This is a genomic window from Streptosporangium carneum, assembly GCF_027922005.1.
In the GTDB taxonomy this organism is placed as follows: domain Bacteria; phylum Actinomycetota; class Actinomycetes; order Streptosporangiales; family Streptosporangiaceae; genus Streptosporangium; species Streptosporangium carneum.
Window position 1 is genome coordinate 176,692 of record NZ_BSEV01000017.1, and the last position, 14,852, is coordinate 191,543.

Annotated in this window: 18 protein-coding genes; 9 read left to right on the forward strand and 9 right to left on the reverse strand. The window is 70.4% G+C overall.

Annotation, left to right across the window (positions count from 1 at the left end; all coding sequences use genetic code 11):
- Positions 1-167: 167 nt before the first annotated feature.
- Positions 168-800 (reverse strand): TetR/AcrR family transcriptional regulator, encoded by a 633-nt coding sequence (locus tag PKF00_RS29795; RefSeq protein WP_271220985.1) that lies wholly within the window; start codon positions 798-800, stop codon positions 168-170.
- 60 nt (positions 801-860) lie between these two features.
- On the opposite strand from PKF00_RS29795, the gene PKF00_RS29800 reads away from it, so the two are divergent.
- The 7 genes from PKF00_RS29800 (at position 861) to PKF00_RS29830 (ending at position 6,870) form a co-directional block, all read left to right on the forward strand.
- Positions 861-1,151: an antibiotic biosynthesis monooxygenase gene (locus PKF00_RS29800; RefSeq protein WP_271220986.1), complete on the forward strand. Its 291-nt coding sequence runs from the start codon at positions 861-863 to the stop codon at positions 1,149-1,151.
- 92 nt (positions 1,152-1,243) lie between these two features.
- Entirely contained in the window at positions 1,244-2,158 is a 915-nt protein-coding gene (locus PKF00_RS29805) for an ABC transporter ATP-binding protein (protein WP_271220987.1), read from the forward strand.
- A complete protein-coding gene (locus PKF00_RS29810; protein WP_271220988.1) occupies positions 2,151-2,915 on the forward strand; it encodes an ABC transporter permease in 765 nt (254 codons plus the stop codon). Before PKF00_RS29805 ends, PKF00_RS29810 begins: the two co-directional genes overlap by 8 nt.
- Positions 2,912-3,709: an ABC transporter permease gene (locus tag PKF00_RS29815; protein ID WP_271220989.1), complete on the forward strand. Its 798-nt coding sequence runs from the start codon at positions 2,912-2,914 to the stop codon at positions 3,707-3,709. The genes PKF00_RS29810 and PKF00_RS29815 overlap by 4 nt, the downstream gene beginning before the upstream one ends.
- 32 nt (positions 3,710-3,741) lie before the next feature.
- Positions 3,742-4,113 (forward strand): DoxX family protein, encoded by a 372-nt coding sequence (locus PKF00_RS29820; protein WP_271220990.1) that lies wholly within the window; start codon positions 3,742-3,744, stop codon positions 4,111-4,113.
- A 94-nt stretch (positions 4,114-4,207) separates the two neighbouring features.
- Positions 4,208-4,678, forward strand: a complete 471-nt coding sequence (locus PKF00_RS29825) for an SAM-dependent methyltransferase (RefSeq protein ID WP_271220991.1) — start codon at positions 4,208-4,210, stop codon at positions 4,676-4,678.
- 272 nt (positions 4,679-4,950) lie between these two features.
- Entirely contained in the window at positions 4,951-6,870 is a 1,920-nt protein-coding gene (locus tag PKF00_RS29830) for a Xaa-Pro dipeptidyl-peptidase (protein WP_271220992.1), read from the forward strand.
- 87 nt (positions 6,871-6,957) lie between these two features.
- Here PKF00_RS29830 and PKF00_RS29835 read toward each other — a convergent pair whose 3' ends face one another.
- The 4 genes from PKF00_RS29835 to PKF00_RS29850 form a co-directional block, all read right to left on the reverse strand.
- Positions 6,958-7,260, reverse strand: coding sequence for a hypothetical protein (locus tag PKF00_RS29835; RefSeq protein ID WP_271220993.1), 303 nt, complete (start codon positions 7,258-7,260; stop codon positions 6,958-6,960).
- A gap of 163 nt (positions 7,261-7,423) precedes the next feature.
- A complete protein-coding gene (locus PKF00_RS29840) occupies positions 7,424-8,281 on the reverse strand; it encodes a polysaccharide deacetylase family protein (protein ID WP_271220994.1) in 858 nt (285 codons plus the stop codon).
- Positions 8,282-8,347: 66 nt separating this feature from the next.
- Positions 8,348-9,517, reverse strand: coding sequence for an NAD(P)/FAD-dependent oxidoreductase (locus PKF00_RS29845; RefSeq protein ID WP_271220995.1), 1,170 nt, complete (start codon positions 9,515-9,517; stop codon positions 8,348-8,350).
- Positions 9,518-9,620: 103 nt separating this feature from the next.
- Positions 9,621-10,157 (reverse strand): dihydrofolate reductase family protein, encoded by a 537-nt coding sequence (locus PKF00_RS29850; protein ID WP_271220996.1) that lies wholly within the window; start codon positions 10,155-10,157, stop codon positions 9,621-9,623.
- A gap of 514 nt (positions 10,158-10,671) precedes the next feature.
- Between PKF00_RS29850 and PKF00_RS29855 the strand changes: the two genes are divergently transcribed.
- Positions 10,672-11,643 carry a hypothetical protein gene (locus tag PKF00_RS29855; protein ID WP_271220997.1) on the forward strand — a complete coding sequence of 324 codons (972 nt, stop codon included), beginning with the start codon at positions 10,672-10,674 and terminating at the stop codon, positions 11,641-11,643.
- A 35-nt stretch (positions 11,644-11,678) separates the two neighbouring features.
- On the opposite strand, the gene PKF00_RS29860 is transcribed toward PKF00_RS29855, so the two are convergent.
- From PKF00_RS29860 to PKF00_RS29875, 4 genes are all read right to left on the reverse strand, one after another.
- Entirely contained in the window at positions 11,679-12,161 is a 483-nt protein-coding gene (locus PKF00_RS29860; protein WP_271220998.1) for a CBS domain-containing protein, read from the reverse strand.
- Positions 12,158-13,024: a universal stress protein gene (locus PKF00_RS29865; RefSeq protein WP_271220999.1), complete on the reverse strand. Its 867-nt coding sequence runs from the start codon at positions 13,022-13,024 to the stop codon at positions 12,158-12,160. Before PKF00_RS29865 ends, PKF00_RS29860 begins: the two co-directional genes overlap by 4 nt.
- 142 nt (positions 13,025-13,166) lie before the next feature.
- The gene (locus PKF00_RS29870) at positions 13,167-13,847 is read right to left on the reverse strand and encodes a CBS domain-containing protein (protein ID WP_271221000.1); all 681 of its coding nucleotides are present in this window, start codon (positions 13,845-13,847) and stop codon (positions 13,167-13,169) included.
- A gap of 313 nt (positions 13,848-14,160) precedes the next feature.
- Complete coding sequence (locus PKF00_RS29875) at positions 14,161-14,400, reverse strand: hypothetical protein (RefSeq protein ID WP_271221001.1); 240 nt, start codon at positions 14,398-14,400, stop codon at positions 14,161-14,163.
- Positions 14,401-14,670: 270 nt separating this feature from the next.
- On the opposite strand from PKF00_RS29875, the gene PKF00_RS29880 reads away from it, so the two are divergent.
- On the forward strand, positions 14,671-14,852 hold a 182-nt coding region (locus tag PKF00_RS29880), incomplete at its 3' end, for a hypothetical protein (RefSeq protein WP_271221002.1).

Here is a 14,852-nt window from a genome sequence, read left to right on the forward strand (position 1 = left end):
CTTCCGGGTATCACCCGGAGATGTCGTCGTCACCTGCCATGTCTGGTCTCCCTGTCCTCGGTCACTCGTGGCCGGTCATGTTAGCAGGAATCCACTGAAGTTGCGAAAGCGGATCTGAAGCGGTGCCGCGGCATCCGCGCGGGCCGGCTCGCCGGCCGACGGCGAGCCTAATCTGAGCAGAGTTGAGCGCGCAGGGTCCGAAAAACCCATCGCTCCCAGTGCTCGCGCGGCCAGCCGCGCGCGTGCACGAACAGCAGATACAGCTCGGGGCTGAGCAGGCCGTAGAGCAGGTCGGCGGCCGCCTCCACCGACACCTCCGCCCGCGCGCCGGGCTTGCCGACAAGCGCCTTGGCCGCCCTCTCCTGGACGACATGGCGCGGATCGACGTCGTGGGGCCACAGCGCGGCGACCTCGGGGTCGCTCGCGCACGCCCCGTCCAGCACCTTGCCGATCGGCGCGACCCGCTCCAGGACCGAGGTCGTGCCCGCGACGTAGGCGCGCAGCATGTCCTGGGCGGTGCCGGCGGCCAGCGCGTCGACGTACCAGGGCCGGTCCATGGTGGCCACCGGCTCGTCATCGCCTGCGATCGTCACGTCGACCAGTTCCTTCAACAGGGCGCGCTTGTTGCCGAAGACGAAGTAGATCGTCTGCACCGCGACCCCGGCCCTGTCGGCGACGTCCTGCAGATTCGTCGCACCGTACCCGTCCTGCGCGAACAGCTCCAGTGCCGCCGCCAGGATGCGCCGACGGGTCTCTTGCGCCTTCTGCGCCCGCTTGCCGGGCCGCTTGACATCGCTCATAGCTAGAGTCTATCTCTAGATTCGTTCACTAGAAGTCAACTCTAGAGATGAGAACTAGTCATGCCGGTCATCACCGTCACTCGTTTCCAGGCCGATCCCTCCGACGCCGAGGAGCTCCGGGCCCGGCACACCGCTCTGGTGTCGGCCACCAGGGCGGCCTTTCCCGGGCTGACCGAGGCGCGCCTGGGCCGGATCGACGACTCCACCTGGGTCGGCGTCTGGCGCTGGGACTCGGCCGCCGACCTGCGGGCGGCCCGCCAGGCCGTACCCGGCAACGCCGAGGCCGCCGCGGCCTTCGCCCTGACGCGCGAGGCCACCGTCGACGACATCGACGTCCTGGACGAGCACTGACGAGCACTGACGAGCACTGACGAGCACCGACGAGCACTGACGACCTCCCCGGCCCCGCAAGAGGGCCGGGCCTTCCCGCTGGAGGAGATGACGTGATCGAGATTGACGCGTTGACCAAGGTGTACGGCGCGGCGCAGGTCCGGGCGGTCGACGAGGTGTCCCTGCGCATCCCGGCCGGATCGGTCTTCGGCTTCCTGGGCCCCAACGGCGCCGGCAAGACCACGACCATCAAGATGCTGGCCGGCCTGCTGACCCCCACCTCCGGGCGGGTCCGGCTGGGCGGCTTCGACGTGGCCCGGCAGCGTCCGTCCGCGATGGCCCAGTTCGGCGCCGTGCTGGAAGGCTCCCGCAACGTCTACTGGAGCTTGTCGGCCTGGCAGAACCTGATGTACTTCGGCAGGCTCAAGGGCCTGCGCAAGGCTCGGGTCGCCGAGCGCGCCCAGGACCTGCTGACCGATCTGGGCCTGTGGGAGCGGCGCCACGACAAGGTCGGCGGCTTCTCCCGGGGCATGCAGCAGAAGGTCGCGATCGCCGCCGCCCTGATCGCCGACCCGCCGATCGTGCTGCTGGACGAGCCGACGCTCGGCCTGGACGTCGAGGCCACGCGCACCGTCAAGAACTGGATCGCCGAGCAGGCCCGCGAGCTCGGCACCACCATCCTGCTCACCACCCACCAGCTCGACGTCGCCCAGGAGCTGTGCGACCGGGTCGCCGTCATCCGGCAGGGGCGGCTCGTGGCCGACCTGCCCACGCGTGAGCTGCTGGCCCGCTTCCGCGAACGCGACCGGTACGAGATCCGCGTCGAGGGCGCGGCGCCGTCCGGCTTCGACGCCGTCACCCGCGACGGCGTCACCACGATCAGCGCACGGGTGAGCGATCCACTCGAGGTGTACGACGTGGTCGAGCGACTGCGCGCGCAAGGAGCCGTCCTGGAGTCGCTGACCCAGGTCCAGCCCGACCTGGAGGATGTGTTCCTCGCCCTGGTGAGCGAGCCGTCCCATGCGTGAGGTCCTGCGCGCGGAGATCGGCAAGGGCCTGCGTGTGCAGCTCGCGCACCCGGCCGGGCATGTGATCACGCTGCTGATCAGCACCATGATGTACCTCGGCCTGCAGTTCGTCCTGGGTCAGGGCGAACTGCGCCAGGATCTGCTGCCGCCGACCCTGGTCGCGATCGGCGGTTACTGGTTCCTGCAGTACGCCGGTCTGGTGATGGTGGCCGACCTCATCGAGGAGAAACGCGCGGGTACCTTCACCCAGTCCCAGATGAGCCCGGCGCCCGCGTGGCTGCTGATGCTCGGCCGGCTGCTCACCGCCTCGGCGTTCGGGCTGGCCGTGGCCGCCGTCGCCGCTCTCGTCCCGGCGCTCCTGGCCCAGATCACCGTCCCCTTGCGCTGGGCGGCGCTCCTGCCCGCCGTGCTCCTGGTGGCGAACGCGCTGGCTTTCACCTTCCTGCTGGCGGCCCTCGCTCTGGTCTCCCCGATGATCGGGGCCCTGCAGTCGCTGTTCACCTCGCTGGTGCTGCTGCTCAACGGCTCGTTCCTGCCGCTGAACCTGTATCCGGACTGGCTGGCCGCAGCGGCCAGACTCCTGCCCACCACGCTGGGCGTCGAGGCGCTCACCCAGACGCTGTTCGAGGGCCGCCCCCTGGCCGAGGTCTGGACCGGCGGCGCGCTGCCCTGGCTGCTGGCCCACACCCTCGTCCTCACCGCCGTAGCCGGTCTGCTGTTCGGCCGCAACCATCGACGAGCCCTGGAGTCGTCATGACCTTCATCCGCGGATTCGCCGCCGAAGTCCGCAAGGGCCTGCTCGACCTGCTCGCCGGATGGCGCGAGGTCCTGATGGAGATGATCACCTTTCCGCTGTTCTACCTGCTCATCGTGCTGTTCATGGGACGTGGGCAGCTGCGCGCGGATCTGCTGCTGCCGGTGCTGCTCGGCATGGTGGCGCTGACCTTCATCCACGAGCAGGTCAACCGGGTGTTCTGGAGCTATCTGGGCGACATCCAGTCCGGCGTACTGGAACAGACCTGTCTGACCCCGCTGCCCCCGGCCGCGAGCATCCTCGGCCGCCAGGTCTCCGCCGTGATCGCGGCCCTGCCCACCGCGCTGGCCGTCCTGGCCACCGGCGCCGTCGCCGTCACCGTCCAGGGCGGAGAACTGCCCGTCGACGCGCAGATGATCGTGCCACTGGCCGCCATCGCGCTGGGCACCTGCGGACTCGCGCTCATCCTGTGCGGCCTGACCCTGGTGTTCAAACGCATCGAGATCATCACCCAGCTGTCCGTGGCCGTCTACGCCATCGCGGGCGGCACCCTGGTCCCCCTGGCGGCCATGCCGGACCAGATCGCCTTCCTCAGCCGGCTGGTCGTCCCCGTCGCGCCCGGCATCGAGGCCATGCGCGACATCCTGCTCGGCGGGCACTCCCTGGCCGCCCTCCCGACCGGCTGGGGTCTCGGCTGGCTGCTGGCACAACCGCTGCTCATCACGGCGGCCGGGGTGGTCCTGTTCAACCGGTTCGAACACCTCGCCCGGCACCGCGGCACCCTCGGCCGCCACTAGACCAGGAATCCGAAGGAAAGAGAGCAACTGACGTGAATGTGTTCCTGTGGGTTCTGCAGGCCGTCCTGGCCGCCGTCTTCGGCCTGGCCGGAATCATGCATGCCACCCAGCCCAAGGAGAAACTGCGCCCCATGGCGCCCTGGGTGGAAGACTTCACCCTCGCCCAGATCCGTCTGATCGGCGCGGTCGAGCTTCTCGGCGCCCTCGGGCTGATCCTGCCCGCCGTCACCGGCGTCGCCCCGATCCTCACCCCGTCGGCCGCCACCGGCCTGGCCGTCGTCATGCTCGGTGCCGCCGCCACCCACACCCGCCGCAAGGAGCCGGTGGCCGTCGCCGTCAACCTGGTGCTGCTCGCATCGGCCGCGGTCATCGCCTGGGGCCGCTTCGGCCCCTACGCCCTCTGACCGCCTGAGCACTTCGAGGGCCGTCACCGCGGGCGGGCGAGAGGTGTGCAGACGCCGGACGACCGTCGGGGACAGCCAGAACCGGGAGATCACCATGACGACTCAGAACGTGACCCTGCGCCCCGTCGGCCACGTCGTAGGCGGTCGCAGCGAGATGTACGAAGACGACTGGCACGACGTGCGAGCCGTGATCCGGCTTGACGGCGACTCTTTCACCACCTCGGCGGTGCTCGGTCTGGAGCACTTCTCCCACCTGGAGGTCGTCTTCCTCTTCGACCGCGTCGATCCGGCCACGGTGAACAGCCGGCCCCGCCCTCCACGAGGAAACCCGGATGCGGCACCCGTCGGAGTCTTCGCCCACCGCGGGCCGTACCGCCCCAACCGTCTAGGCGTCTCCCGCTGCCGACTGCTCAGGGTGGACGGCCTGAGCCTGCATGTCGCCGACCTGGACGCGCTTTCCGGCTCACCGGTCTTGGACGTCAAGCCATACCTGGTCGAGTTCGCCCCCCGTCAGCCGATCATCCAGCCGGCCTGGGCGACCGAACTCATGGCCCGCTACTACTGAGGCTCCACGCGCGGGCATGCCCGCTTCCGGAAGAGGCAGGTTCCGGAACCCGTCTCGACGCCCTCCCGGATTCGAGGCGGTGACGATGCCGCCGGAGGGCACCGGCCGCGTGACCGGGAGGCCGACATGAAAGAGGTCGGTGTGAAAGAGGTCGGTGTGAAATATGTCACGTACCAGAACCAGGGTGATGTCAAAGACGTAAAGAGATCTTGTCAGGCCTCGGTCGTTCATCGATATTGCGGATGTTTCTCTAGTTCCCCTGGAGGCTCCGCGTGCCACAGTTACGAGCAGTCCTCATCGCCCTGGCGGTGATCGCGGCGGGCACCACCCCCGCCCACGCGACCGCCACTCCCTCCATCACCGTCGAACACGGGCGGAGCCAGCCGGTCTTCTCCTATGCCGACGCCGTCCGCGAGCACGTCTACATCGAGTCCGGCGCCGACAGCGACTCCGACGGGAGAGCGGACCGGATCCGCGTCGACGTCATCAGGCCCAGGGAGTCCGGCCCTGGGCTGAAGGTACCGGTGATCATCAACGAGAGCCCCTACTACGACAACGCGGGCCGCGGAAACGAGGGAGAGCGAAAAGTCTACGATTCCGCCGGAAACATCCTGAAATTTCCGCTTTTCTATGACAACTATTTCGTTCCCCGTGGCTACGCCGTCCTCAACGTCGACATGAACGGCACCACCAGGTCCGACGGCTGTCCGGACGGCGGCGGCCGGGCCGACGTGCTGAGCGGCAAAGCCGTCGTCGACTGGCTGAACGGCCGCGCCACCGCCTACCGCGCCGACGGCAGCCCCGCCGTCGCGGACTGGACGACCGGGAACACGGCGATGATCGGCAAGTCCTACGACGGCACACTGGCCAACGCCGTCGCGGCGACCGGCGTCGAAGGGCTGAAGACCATCGTCCCGATCTCGGCGATCAGTTCCTGGTACAGGTACCAGCGCTCGAACGGCGTGATCTACAACTACGACTACATGTCATGGCTGGCCAACTACGTCGACACCGACCCCGACTCCAAGTGCGCCGCCGCGCGGGCGGACATGGACGCCAGGGACGGCGACGCCACCGGGAACCACAACGCCTTCTGGGCCGAGCGCGACTACATCGCCGGCGCGCTCGCCGACGTCTCCAGGGTGCGTGCCAGCGTCTTCGCCGTGCACACCGTCAACGACCTCAACGTCAAGCCCGACAACTTCTCCGCGTGGTGGAAGGCCCTGGCGGAGCGGAACGTGCCCCGCAAGATCTGGGTCGGGCAGTACCAGCACGTGGATCCCTTCGACTTCGAAGGGCGTCGTGACCTCTGGGTCGACACGCTGCACCAGTGGTTCGACCACTGGCTGCTCGGTGTGGACAACGGCGTCATGCGGCAGCCTCGCGCCGACGTACAGGTCGGGGCGGACCGCTGGATCACCCAGCGCGACTGGCCCGCGCCTTTCACCCTGAAGGTCCCCTTCCACCCCGCCGCCGACGGCTCCCTCGGCCTCGCCCCGGCCAGGAAGGGGCAGAAGGCGGTCTTCACCGACATCGAGCAGTCGGAGGAGTCGATGGTGGCCGACGTCGGCACCGCCAAGCCGGGAAGGGCGGCGTTCACCACCGGCAGGCTCCCGGCGGACCTGCGCCTGTCCGGCACGCCCGTCGTCGACCTGCGCGTCGCGCTCGACAGGCCCACCTCGAACCTGACCGCGCTCATCGTCGACTTCGGGCAGGACACCCGTGTCGACTGGCGGCGCGGCCAGGGCGTCGCCACGCTCTCCGAGGAGAGCTGCCACGGCGAGAGCACGCCCTCGGACGACGCCTGCTACAAGAAGGTCGCCACCAACCTGGCCACCCGCCCGCTGGAGATCGTCGCCCGCGGCTGGATCGACGTGCAGAACCGCGACTCGCTCAGCGACCCCGCTCCCCTGCCGCGTGGCACGTACGGCAGGGTCCGCTGGGAGACCCTGCCGCAGGACTACGTCTTCAAGAAGGGCCACAGGCTGGCCGTCGTGCTCGCGGGCACCGACTCAACCTACAGCTCCGAGGCCGCCACCGGCGCCACCGTCACCGTCGACCTGGCCAGGAGTGAGGTCGTGATCCCGCTGGTGCTCAGCACGCTGACCGGCGGGGACGTGCCGAAGGACGCGACCGCCTGGCGCGGCCCCGGGCAGCTGACCCTGCCGACGCCTGAGCACGCCTTCTCCTGACCTCCCCGCGGTTCGCGTGACACCGCGGAGGCGGGGCCCGGCGCCGGGCCCCGCCTCCGTGCGGTGTCCGGCCGGCCCCGGGCCGGGTCATCCGGGCCCGCCGTCCCCGGGGCGGAAGTCGTCGAGCAGGCGCTGGGCGTAGAAGGACTCCCAGTCCTGCGCGGGCGCCTTCGCGGTGTACTCCCTGTGCAGCCCCACCAGCTCGTAGACCAGCTCGCTGCGCACCGGGGTGGTGTCCAGCAGGTCCGGAAGCTCGGAGAGGTTGATCAGCCAGTCGGCGTACCAGGAAGCCCAGTCGTCGTCGGCGCCGTTGACGATCCGGTAGACCTCGTGGTGGGTCTCGGCCGCTTCGTGCAGGACGTCACGGACCTGCTCCACACGCTTGTCCATGCGGCCCCCTCCTTCGGCTCTGCGGGGCGGCACGCGCCACGAACGGGTGCTCCACGGACGTTCCCAGTGTAACGAAGGGGCTTTGACCAGGGATTTCGCCGTACGAACAGTGCCGCCGCCGGTACGGCGGCGGCCGTCCTCTCATCGTCTCCGGTCAGCGGTGTCAGCAGGCGCCCAGGTCCGCCCACACCCACCAGGCGTTGGCGGGGTCCTCAAGCCGGGTCCACCAGCGGGTCTGGTAGATGTGCCCGTTCCTGGACACCCTGTCACCCTGGGTGTAGGTGTCGCGAGCGCGCCAGGCGGGGGCCGTGCACGCGGGCGGGTACGGGCCGCCGGTCGTCGCGGGCAGCTCGAAGCCCCAGCCCGCCTGCTGCCACTGCGGGACCAGCCGCTGGTAGGCGGCCAGGGTCTGCGACCGGTCGCCGCCCCCGTCGTGGGACAGCGCCACGGCCGTCGGGTAGATCTGCGCGCTCAGCCGCTGGACGAGCACGTCCGCGGGCGAACCGTCCCAGTCGCTCGGGTCCATCGTCCAGGCCAGGGCCGACATGCCGAGGGACGCCGCGACCTGCGGGGAGGCCCCCCACGCCCCGTAGGGCGCCCTGAAGTACCTGATGGGCAGGCCGGGGTCGCCCGCCGCCGTGCGGATCGCGTCGTTGGTCGCGGCCAGATCGGCGCGGATCTCCTCGGCCGTCAAGCCGGCGAGCGCGTCGTGCTTGAAGGTGTGGTTGCACACCGCGTGGCCGTCGGCGACGATGCGGCGCACCACCTCGGGATGCGCCTGGGCCTGGCTGCCGAGCAGGCAGAAGGTGGCACGGATCTGCTGGCGTCGCAGCAGTTCGAGGACCTTGGGGGTCCAGTCGGGCGAGGGGCCGTCGTCGAAGGTCAGGGCGACGACTTTTCCGCCGTTCCGGGTGGCGTAGACGATGTCGCCGGTGGGCCCGTCCGCGCGGGCGGGGCTGCCGGTGGCCACCACGGCCGCCAAAGCCACGAGCATGCCAAGGAGACGCGAACGCAGTCGCATGGTGGAGCCTTTCGATGGGGGGAGGTCGAGGCACCTTATTGGAAACCTTCTTTACCATAAGAGTGATCAAGGCAACAGGCCCAGAATCCGGCCTCCGCGCAGGCCGTTCACGAGCCAGCGGCGGACCACGGCGCACGCGAGCGGCAGCGGCACGGTGCCCGCGCCGAGGCCGACCTCGACCAGCAGGTCGAACACCTCGGGCCGCCGGGCCGCCGTGTCGATCGCGGCGTCGACGAAACCGGGCCGCTGGGCGGCGCGGGCGAGCACGTCGGTGGTGCGAAGGTGCCGTCCGAGGGCCCTGCCCAGTCCCCTGCGGTAGGCGGCCAGCGGGTCGTCCGCCGCCTGGACCGCGGCCTCGCCCGCGAGCCTGCCGGACAGCAGCGCGTAGTAGATGCCCTCGCCGGTGAGGGGGTTGACGAACCCCGCCGCGTCACCGGCGAGCATCACCCTGCCCAGGCCCGGCTCGGCCCTGCCGGGGGACAGAGGAAGGTGGTGGGCCCGCAGGTCGCGGGCGGGCAGGTGCGGCAGCAACTCGGCGAGCCTGCCGTGCAGGACCTCGCGTCCCGGCAGGCCGGTGGCTCGCAGCCTGGGCAGCAGCATCCCGAAACCCACGTTGGCGCTGCCGTCCCCGACGGGGAACGACCAGGCGTACGCGGGCCATCCGTCCCGTTGCATGGCGATGAGCTGGACGTCGTCCTCCACGGGGACGTCGGCGTAGCCGCGCACGGCGATCGCGGTGTGCCTGGCGGGGAAGGACCGCACGCCGACGAGACGCCGCACGGTGGAGTTCGCTCCGTCCGCGGCGACGACGGCACGGGCGGTGACGGCGTCGTCGACGACGACGTGCCCGTCGCGGGCCGCGAGCGCGCGCACGCGGTGACGGCGGACCTCGACGCCTCTCTCCCTGGCGGCGTCGACGAGCCGGGCGTCGAAGACCGCGCGGGGGACGACGTGGTTGGGCCTGGCGACGGCGGCGTGGACACGGGCCCCGCCGGGGGAGACGATCGACAGGCGACGCGCGGGACGGTAGTCGGCGATGAGATCCGGGACGCCGAGCAGGGCCAGCTCGTCACGGCCGTGGGCGGCGATGCCGTCCCCACAGGCCTTGTCGCGGGGGAAGTCCGCCTTGTCGAGCAGCAGCACCCGCGCCTGGGGGCGGAGCTGCTTGGCGCGCAGGGCCGCCGCGGACCCCGCGGGGCCGCCTCCGACGACCACCAGATCCCACACGTCTTCCACACCGGTGAACCTCCCACGGCACGTCCCCGCGAAACCACCCGGCCCGGCCGTCGTGACCGGGGGCGGCCCCGGCGCGCCCCGCCCCCGGTCGGCGCGATCTCGGCTACGCGCGCTCGTAGGTCAGGGCGACGGCGCCGCTGTTGAACCTCCTCGAGCTCAGCAGTTTGAGGTCGACCGGATCGGCGAACAGGGAGACCCCGCTTCCCAGCACGACCGGATGGACGATCAGGCGATATTCGTCGATGAGGCCGAGCCTGGAAAGCGACTGCGCGAATCCCGCGCCTCCGTGCGCCAGGATTTCCTTTCCTGGCTGCTTCCGCAAGAGCGCGATCTCCTCGGCGAGGTCTCCGCCCGCCACGCGCGTTCCATTCCAGTCGGCGTCCTTCAGGGTCTTGGAGAAGACGACTTTGGGGATTTCGTTCATCGGAGGGGCGAACGGCTCGGTCGATTCGGGCCAGTAGTCGGCCATTTCATGATAGGTCGCCCGCCCCATGATGTGGGTGCCCGCCTGCCAGAGACCGTCGACGATCCACGTGGTCAGCTCGGCGTCGAAGCTGCGGAAGATCCAGTCGACCTCCCCGCTCGACGTCCCGACGAACCCGTCGAGCGAGACATTCATTTTAAGAGCGACTTTTCTCATCGATCCCTCCGAGGGTTCTCACCGGAAACGATTCTCCGGCACGATTTGCGAACCGGACGGACACCGCCGGAAGACGCGTTCGTCTCAGCCGGAAGGGCCCGTACGGCAGAGGCAATGCTGCCACAGAAGGCCGGTGATCCGATGGACATGCCGCCGTTTCTCGGAGTCACTCGATGCACAATTCCGACAGATCGACTAATCACCCGAATTTCACATTGAATGTGCTGCAATAATTTCATCCAGGATTTTCGTGCCCCGTAGGAGGAGGCCCTGGGCGGGCTGTGCCCGTCCTGCCGGCCTTCGCTCCGATGTCCCCGCGCCTGGCGCCTCCCGCCCCGCCCGTCCGGACAGGCCCGCAGGGAGGACGATGTCCTGATCCGGCCGTCGATTGAGCATTCTGCGATAACTCCCGCCCGTTCCCGGGCCTCATCATGTGGAGGGCACAGCCGGGCCGCGCGCCCGCGGCCGCGAAGACCACGCCCGAGGACGTCCCCCGCCTCCAAGGAGATCTCGAATGGCACGAGACCGTACCGCGCGGGTTCGAGGGGGCACGGCGGGACACCTCGCGCCGCGGGCCACGGCCTCGGCGGATCTCCCCCGCCGCAGAGGGCTCGTCGTCCTGCTGAGCGTGCTGGCCGGAGCGCTGGTCGCCGCGCTGTGGTCCTTCAGGTTCGTCGACGGGGTGATCGGCGACAACGTCGCGAACACGCTGCTCGGCTACGACGCCAAACACACGCAGATCGGAGGGCTGGTCGCGGGGACCCTCTTCGCCTTCGTCTCGGGCCTGGCTGGCACCTTCACCGCGTGCAACGTCGCCGCCTTCGGCGCGATCGCCCCCATGGCGGGCGCGGGCGGGGACCGTCCCGTACGGATCAGGGAGACGCTGCGGCCCGTCAGCAGGATCGCGCTCGGCGCGGTCGTGGTCTCCGGGGTCTACGGCGCCGTCGGCGCCATGCTCGGCGAACGGCTGCCCCAGCTGTCCACGGCGACGACCGCCTCCGGCCTCCCTCCCCGGCTGGCGCAGGCGTCGGTCGTCTTCGGGGTGATCGGCCTGGCGTTCGTCTATCTCGGCCTGGCCGCGTTGCGCCTGGTGCCCGACCCCTTCGCGCGCCTGTCACGGCGCTTTCCGCAGGCGCGTCTGGTCGTGATCGGCGCGCTGATCGGGGGCTTCCTCGTCGGGCGGCCGTTCCCGCTGTTCCACAAGCTGTTCGAGTACGCCGCCCAGACGCGTAACCCGTTCTACGGGGCCGCGGTCTTCGTCCTGCAGTCGCTCGGCAACATCACACTGATGGCCCTGCTGTTCGTCGTGCTGGTGCATGCGACCAGGGGACGTTTCGTCCGCTGGGCGACCGCCAGGCCGTCACGTGTCGCGACGATCACGGCCGTGGCCTTCATCGTCGTCGGCGCCTTCACCTTCCTCTACTGGGACCTGCGCCTGCCCGCGCGGTTCGGCTACGGCTGGTTCCCGACGGCCCCCTGGGAGTGAGGGCTCCGCCGGAGTTTCGGCGCACCGGCCATGGCTCACCTCGCCGGAGCCGGGGGAAGCACCGGGACCAGGCGGAACATCCCCGTCATGAGCTCCGGCGGCTCCCGTCGCTCGGGGACGTCGCCCGCCACGGCGCGCAGCACGTCGGTGACCGTCACCATCCCCACCAGCCTGGCCGCCTCGTCCAGCACCGGGATCGCGTCGACCCCGGCGCCGATCATCGCGGCGGCGGCGTCGGCCAGGCGCGCGTCCAGGTTGGTGTGCGGGCAGCGGTGTCCGGCCACCAGGCTGTGGACGTGGACGTCCGACTGCTCGATCGGGCCACCGGACCATCGGGCGGTGAGGTCCTCACGGGTGAGCACCCCCCGCAGGCGGCCGGCCGCGTCGACGACCGGCAGGTGGTGCACCCCGGCCCGGCGCATGATCTCCCAGGCCAGCAGAGGCGACTCCTCAGGGGCGACCGCCACCAGGGTCCGGCTCATCACCCGGGCCACGGCGAGCTCACGCACGTCGGTCACGCCTGCTCCCCGGGACGCACCACCGCGACGGGGCAGTGGGCGTGGTGCAGCACACCGTGACTGACCGAGCCCAGCACGGCCGAACCGAGAGCACCCAGGCCCCGCGAGCCGACCACGACCAGGTCCGCCGCCTCCGAGGCCTCACAGAGCACGGCCACCGGATGCCCGATCACCACCGTCTGCCTGACCTCCACCTGCGGGTAGCGTTCCCGCCACGGCACGAGCGCCTCGGCGGCCAGGCGCTTCTCCATCTCCAGGCTGTCGTCGACCAGCGGGGCGTAGGCCGCGGCGTAGGGCCCCAGCACGGGCGCCTGCACGGTGTGGATCGCCTGCAGCCGGGCCTTGCGCAGGGCGGCCTCCTCGAAGGCGTACGCGACGGCGGCCTCCGAACCGGGCGAGCCGTCGAAGCCGACGACGACCTCGTCGCGGCTCTGCCGCCGCGCCTTCTTGACGATCACGACCGGCGTGGCCACACGTCCGGCCAGGGCCAGCGAGACCGACCCCAGCAGCAGCCCGGTGAACCCGCCGAGGCCCCGGCCGCCCAGCACGAGCTGTTCGGCGTCCTCGGCCTCACGCCGCAGGATGTCGACCGTTTTGCCGCGCTCCAGGACCGCCTCCACCTTCAGCTGCGGGGCGCGCTCACGCGCCAGCCTGGCCGCCGCTTCCAGGATCTCCTCGCAGTGCTCCGCCATGGAGTCGCGAAACCCCGGCGGGGTGTCCAGCCGAAGGTCGTAAATCCACGGCTCGCACGCGTGGACGATCCGCAGCGCGCACCCGCGCCGCACCGCGTCGTCGGCGGCCCACTCGACCGCGGCCTGCGAGGAAGGCGAGCCGTCCGCTCCCGCCACCACATGCGCTGTCATGTCATCCTCCTCGGTTCCCGCCTTCCATCCGACCGCCTCCGCCGGGGTCTCCGCAGCGGCCGAAGGACCCGACCGTCAAGGACTTCCGGCCCTCGTTCCCGCCCCTGCCTCCGAGGTCTCCCCGCGGCGGACCGCGAGGCGCTCACAGGATCGTCCTGCTCATGGGCAGCGGGATCCTCATCAGGTCGTCGTAGTCGTAGGCGGCGTCGACCTCCATCTCGACGACCCCCTCTATCCGGCGTCCCGCCTCGACGAGCGGGGTGATCTGCGAACGCCTGGCCAGCCTCCCCCCGACGCGAACCACGCCGGCGTCAACCGTGATCGTCAGCGTTCGCGGATCGAGGCGCAGGTCGGCCACGGCCGCCGCCACGTCCGCCATGATGTCGGACACCGACCTGTTGAAGATCTTCAGCAGGTCGGCTCTGTGCACGGTGCCGGCGATCTTTCCACTGGCCGCGTCGACCACCGGCAGCTGTCCGATCCGGTTGGCGTGCATCAGACGTGCCGCCTCCCGTACCGGGGTCTGCCGGGTGACGGTCAACGCCGGCCTGGTCATGATCTGCCCGGCGGTCGTCCCCCTGGCCTTCTCGTGTTCCCGACGCTGCCTGGACCCTTCGAAGAGACCCCCGCCGGACGAGGTGTCGGTCTCCTTCAGCAGCAGGTCGTCCTGCGAGACCACCCCGATCGGGCGGCCCTCCTCGTCGATCACCGCGACGGCGCCCACCTTGAAGCGACGCATGGTCGTCACCAACTCGGCGAACGTCGCCTCGGGGCGGACCGCGATGGCCACCAGCCCCATGACATCCTTCACCTGCAGCGTCATAGCGTGCCTGCCTTTCCTGCTCACGTCCGCGCCCTCGCCCGGCGTCCGGGGCCTGCCGAGCGGAAAGCGCGGCCCCGGGCCGCGGCGGGCCTTCTTCCAGGGCGGGAGCGATCACGACGGGACCTGCCCCGTGCCGGAGGAGTGACCCGGTGACCAGGCCGGGTCTTCTGTCTCCATGCTGGCCGACGGCACGACATGGCGGCAGGGCGGAAGGTCCCCCCGGCGGGGGACCTTCCGCCCTTGTTCCGTCACGACCTCGAACAGCGGGGAAAGGGGACGAGGCAAGCGTCGAGTTCCCGGTCCCGCCCCCGGGTCACCCTGACGTCGCCGTTCCGTAGGCCAGGGCGACCAGTACTCCCGTGGTGGCGTTGTAGACCAGCTCGACACGGGCCACCGAGACGAGGTGACCTCCGGCGACGGCCGAGCGGTTCAGGGATTCCAGCGCCGCCTCCGCGGCCTGTCTCGCTTTCTCCGCGCTAAACGGCCCGGCGTTCACGGCGAACACCAACTCGCCGATATCGCGACCTGCGGTCGTGAGGTTCGAGTAGCTCATCCAGCTTTCCCTTTTACCGTTCACATGGCTGATAAATGTCCTCCGCACTTCCCGCGGCGAGTTCACACGCTCGGCGGCGACGGGATGCCGAAGCGCCGCGCATTTCACCCGGAACGGCGACGGGACGGGACCTCGGTGGAAACTCTGTGACGGCGGCCACGACCGGCCGCCGCCTCCGGCGACGAGAAATGCCGCCTTTCACGAAGGTGACGGCCGGAACTCTCCCGGCCGGGTCTCCCGAACGGAGACCCGGCGGGTGGTGAGACGGTCATGGACGTGATGGCCGGCGCCTTCTGGGCGGATCACACGGGTGACCTTCCTGGTCGAGGGCGACTCGGCCTCGCCGCGGGTCCGGCCCCGCGGACGGCTCCGGATGCGATCCGCCCCGAGGGCGGCCGGTGTGCGGTTCTCGTGTTCGCGCCCTCCCTGGTCGTCGGCCGGGAGCCCTGCGG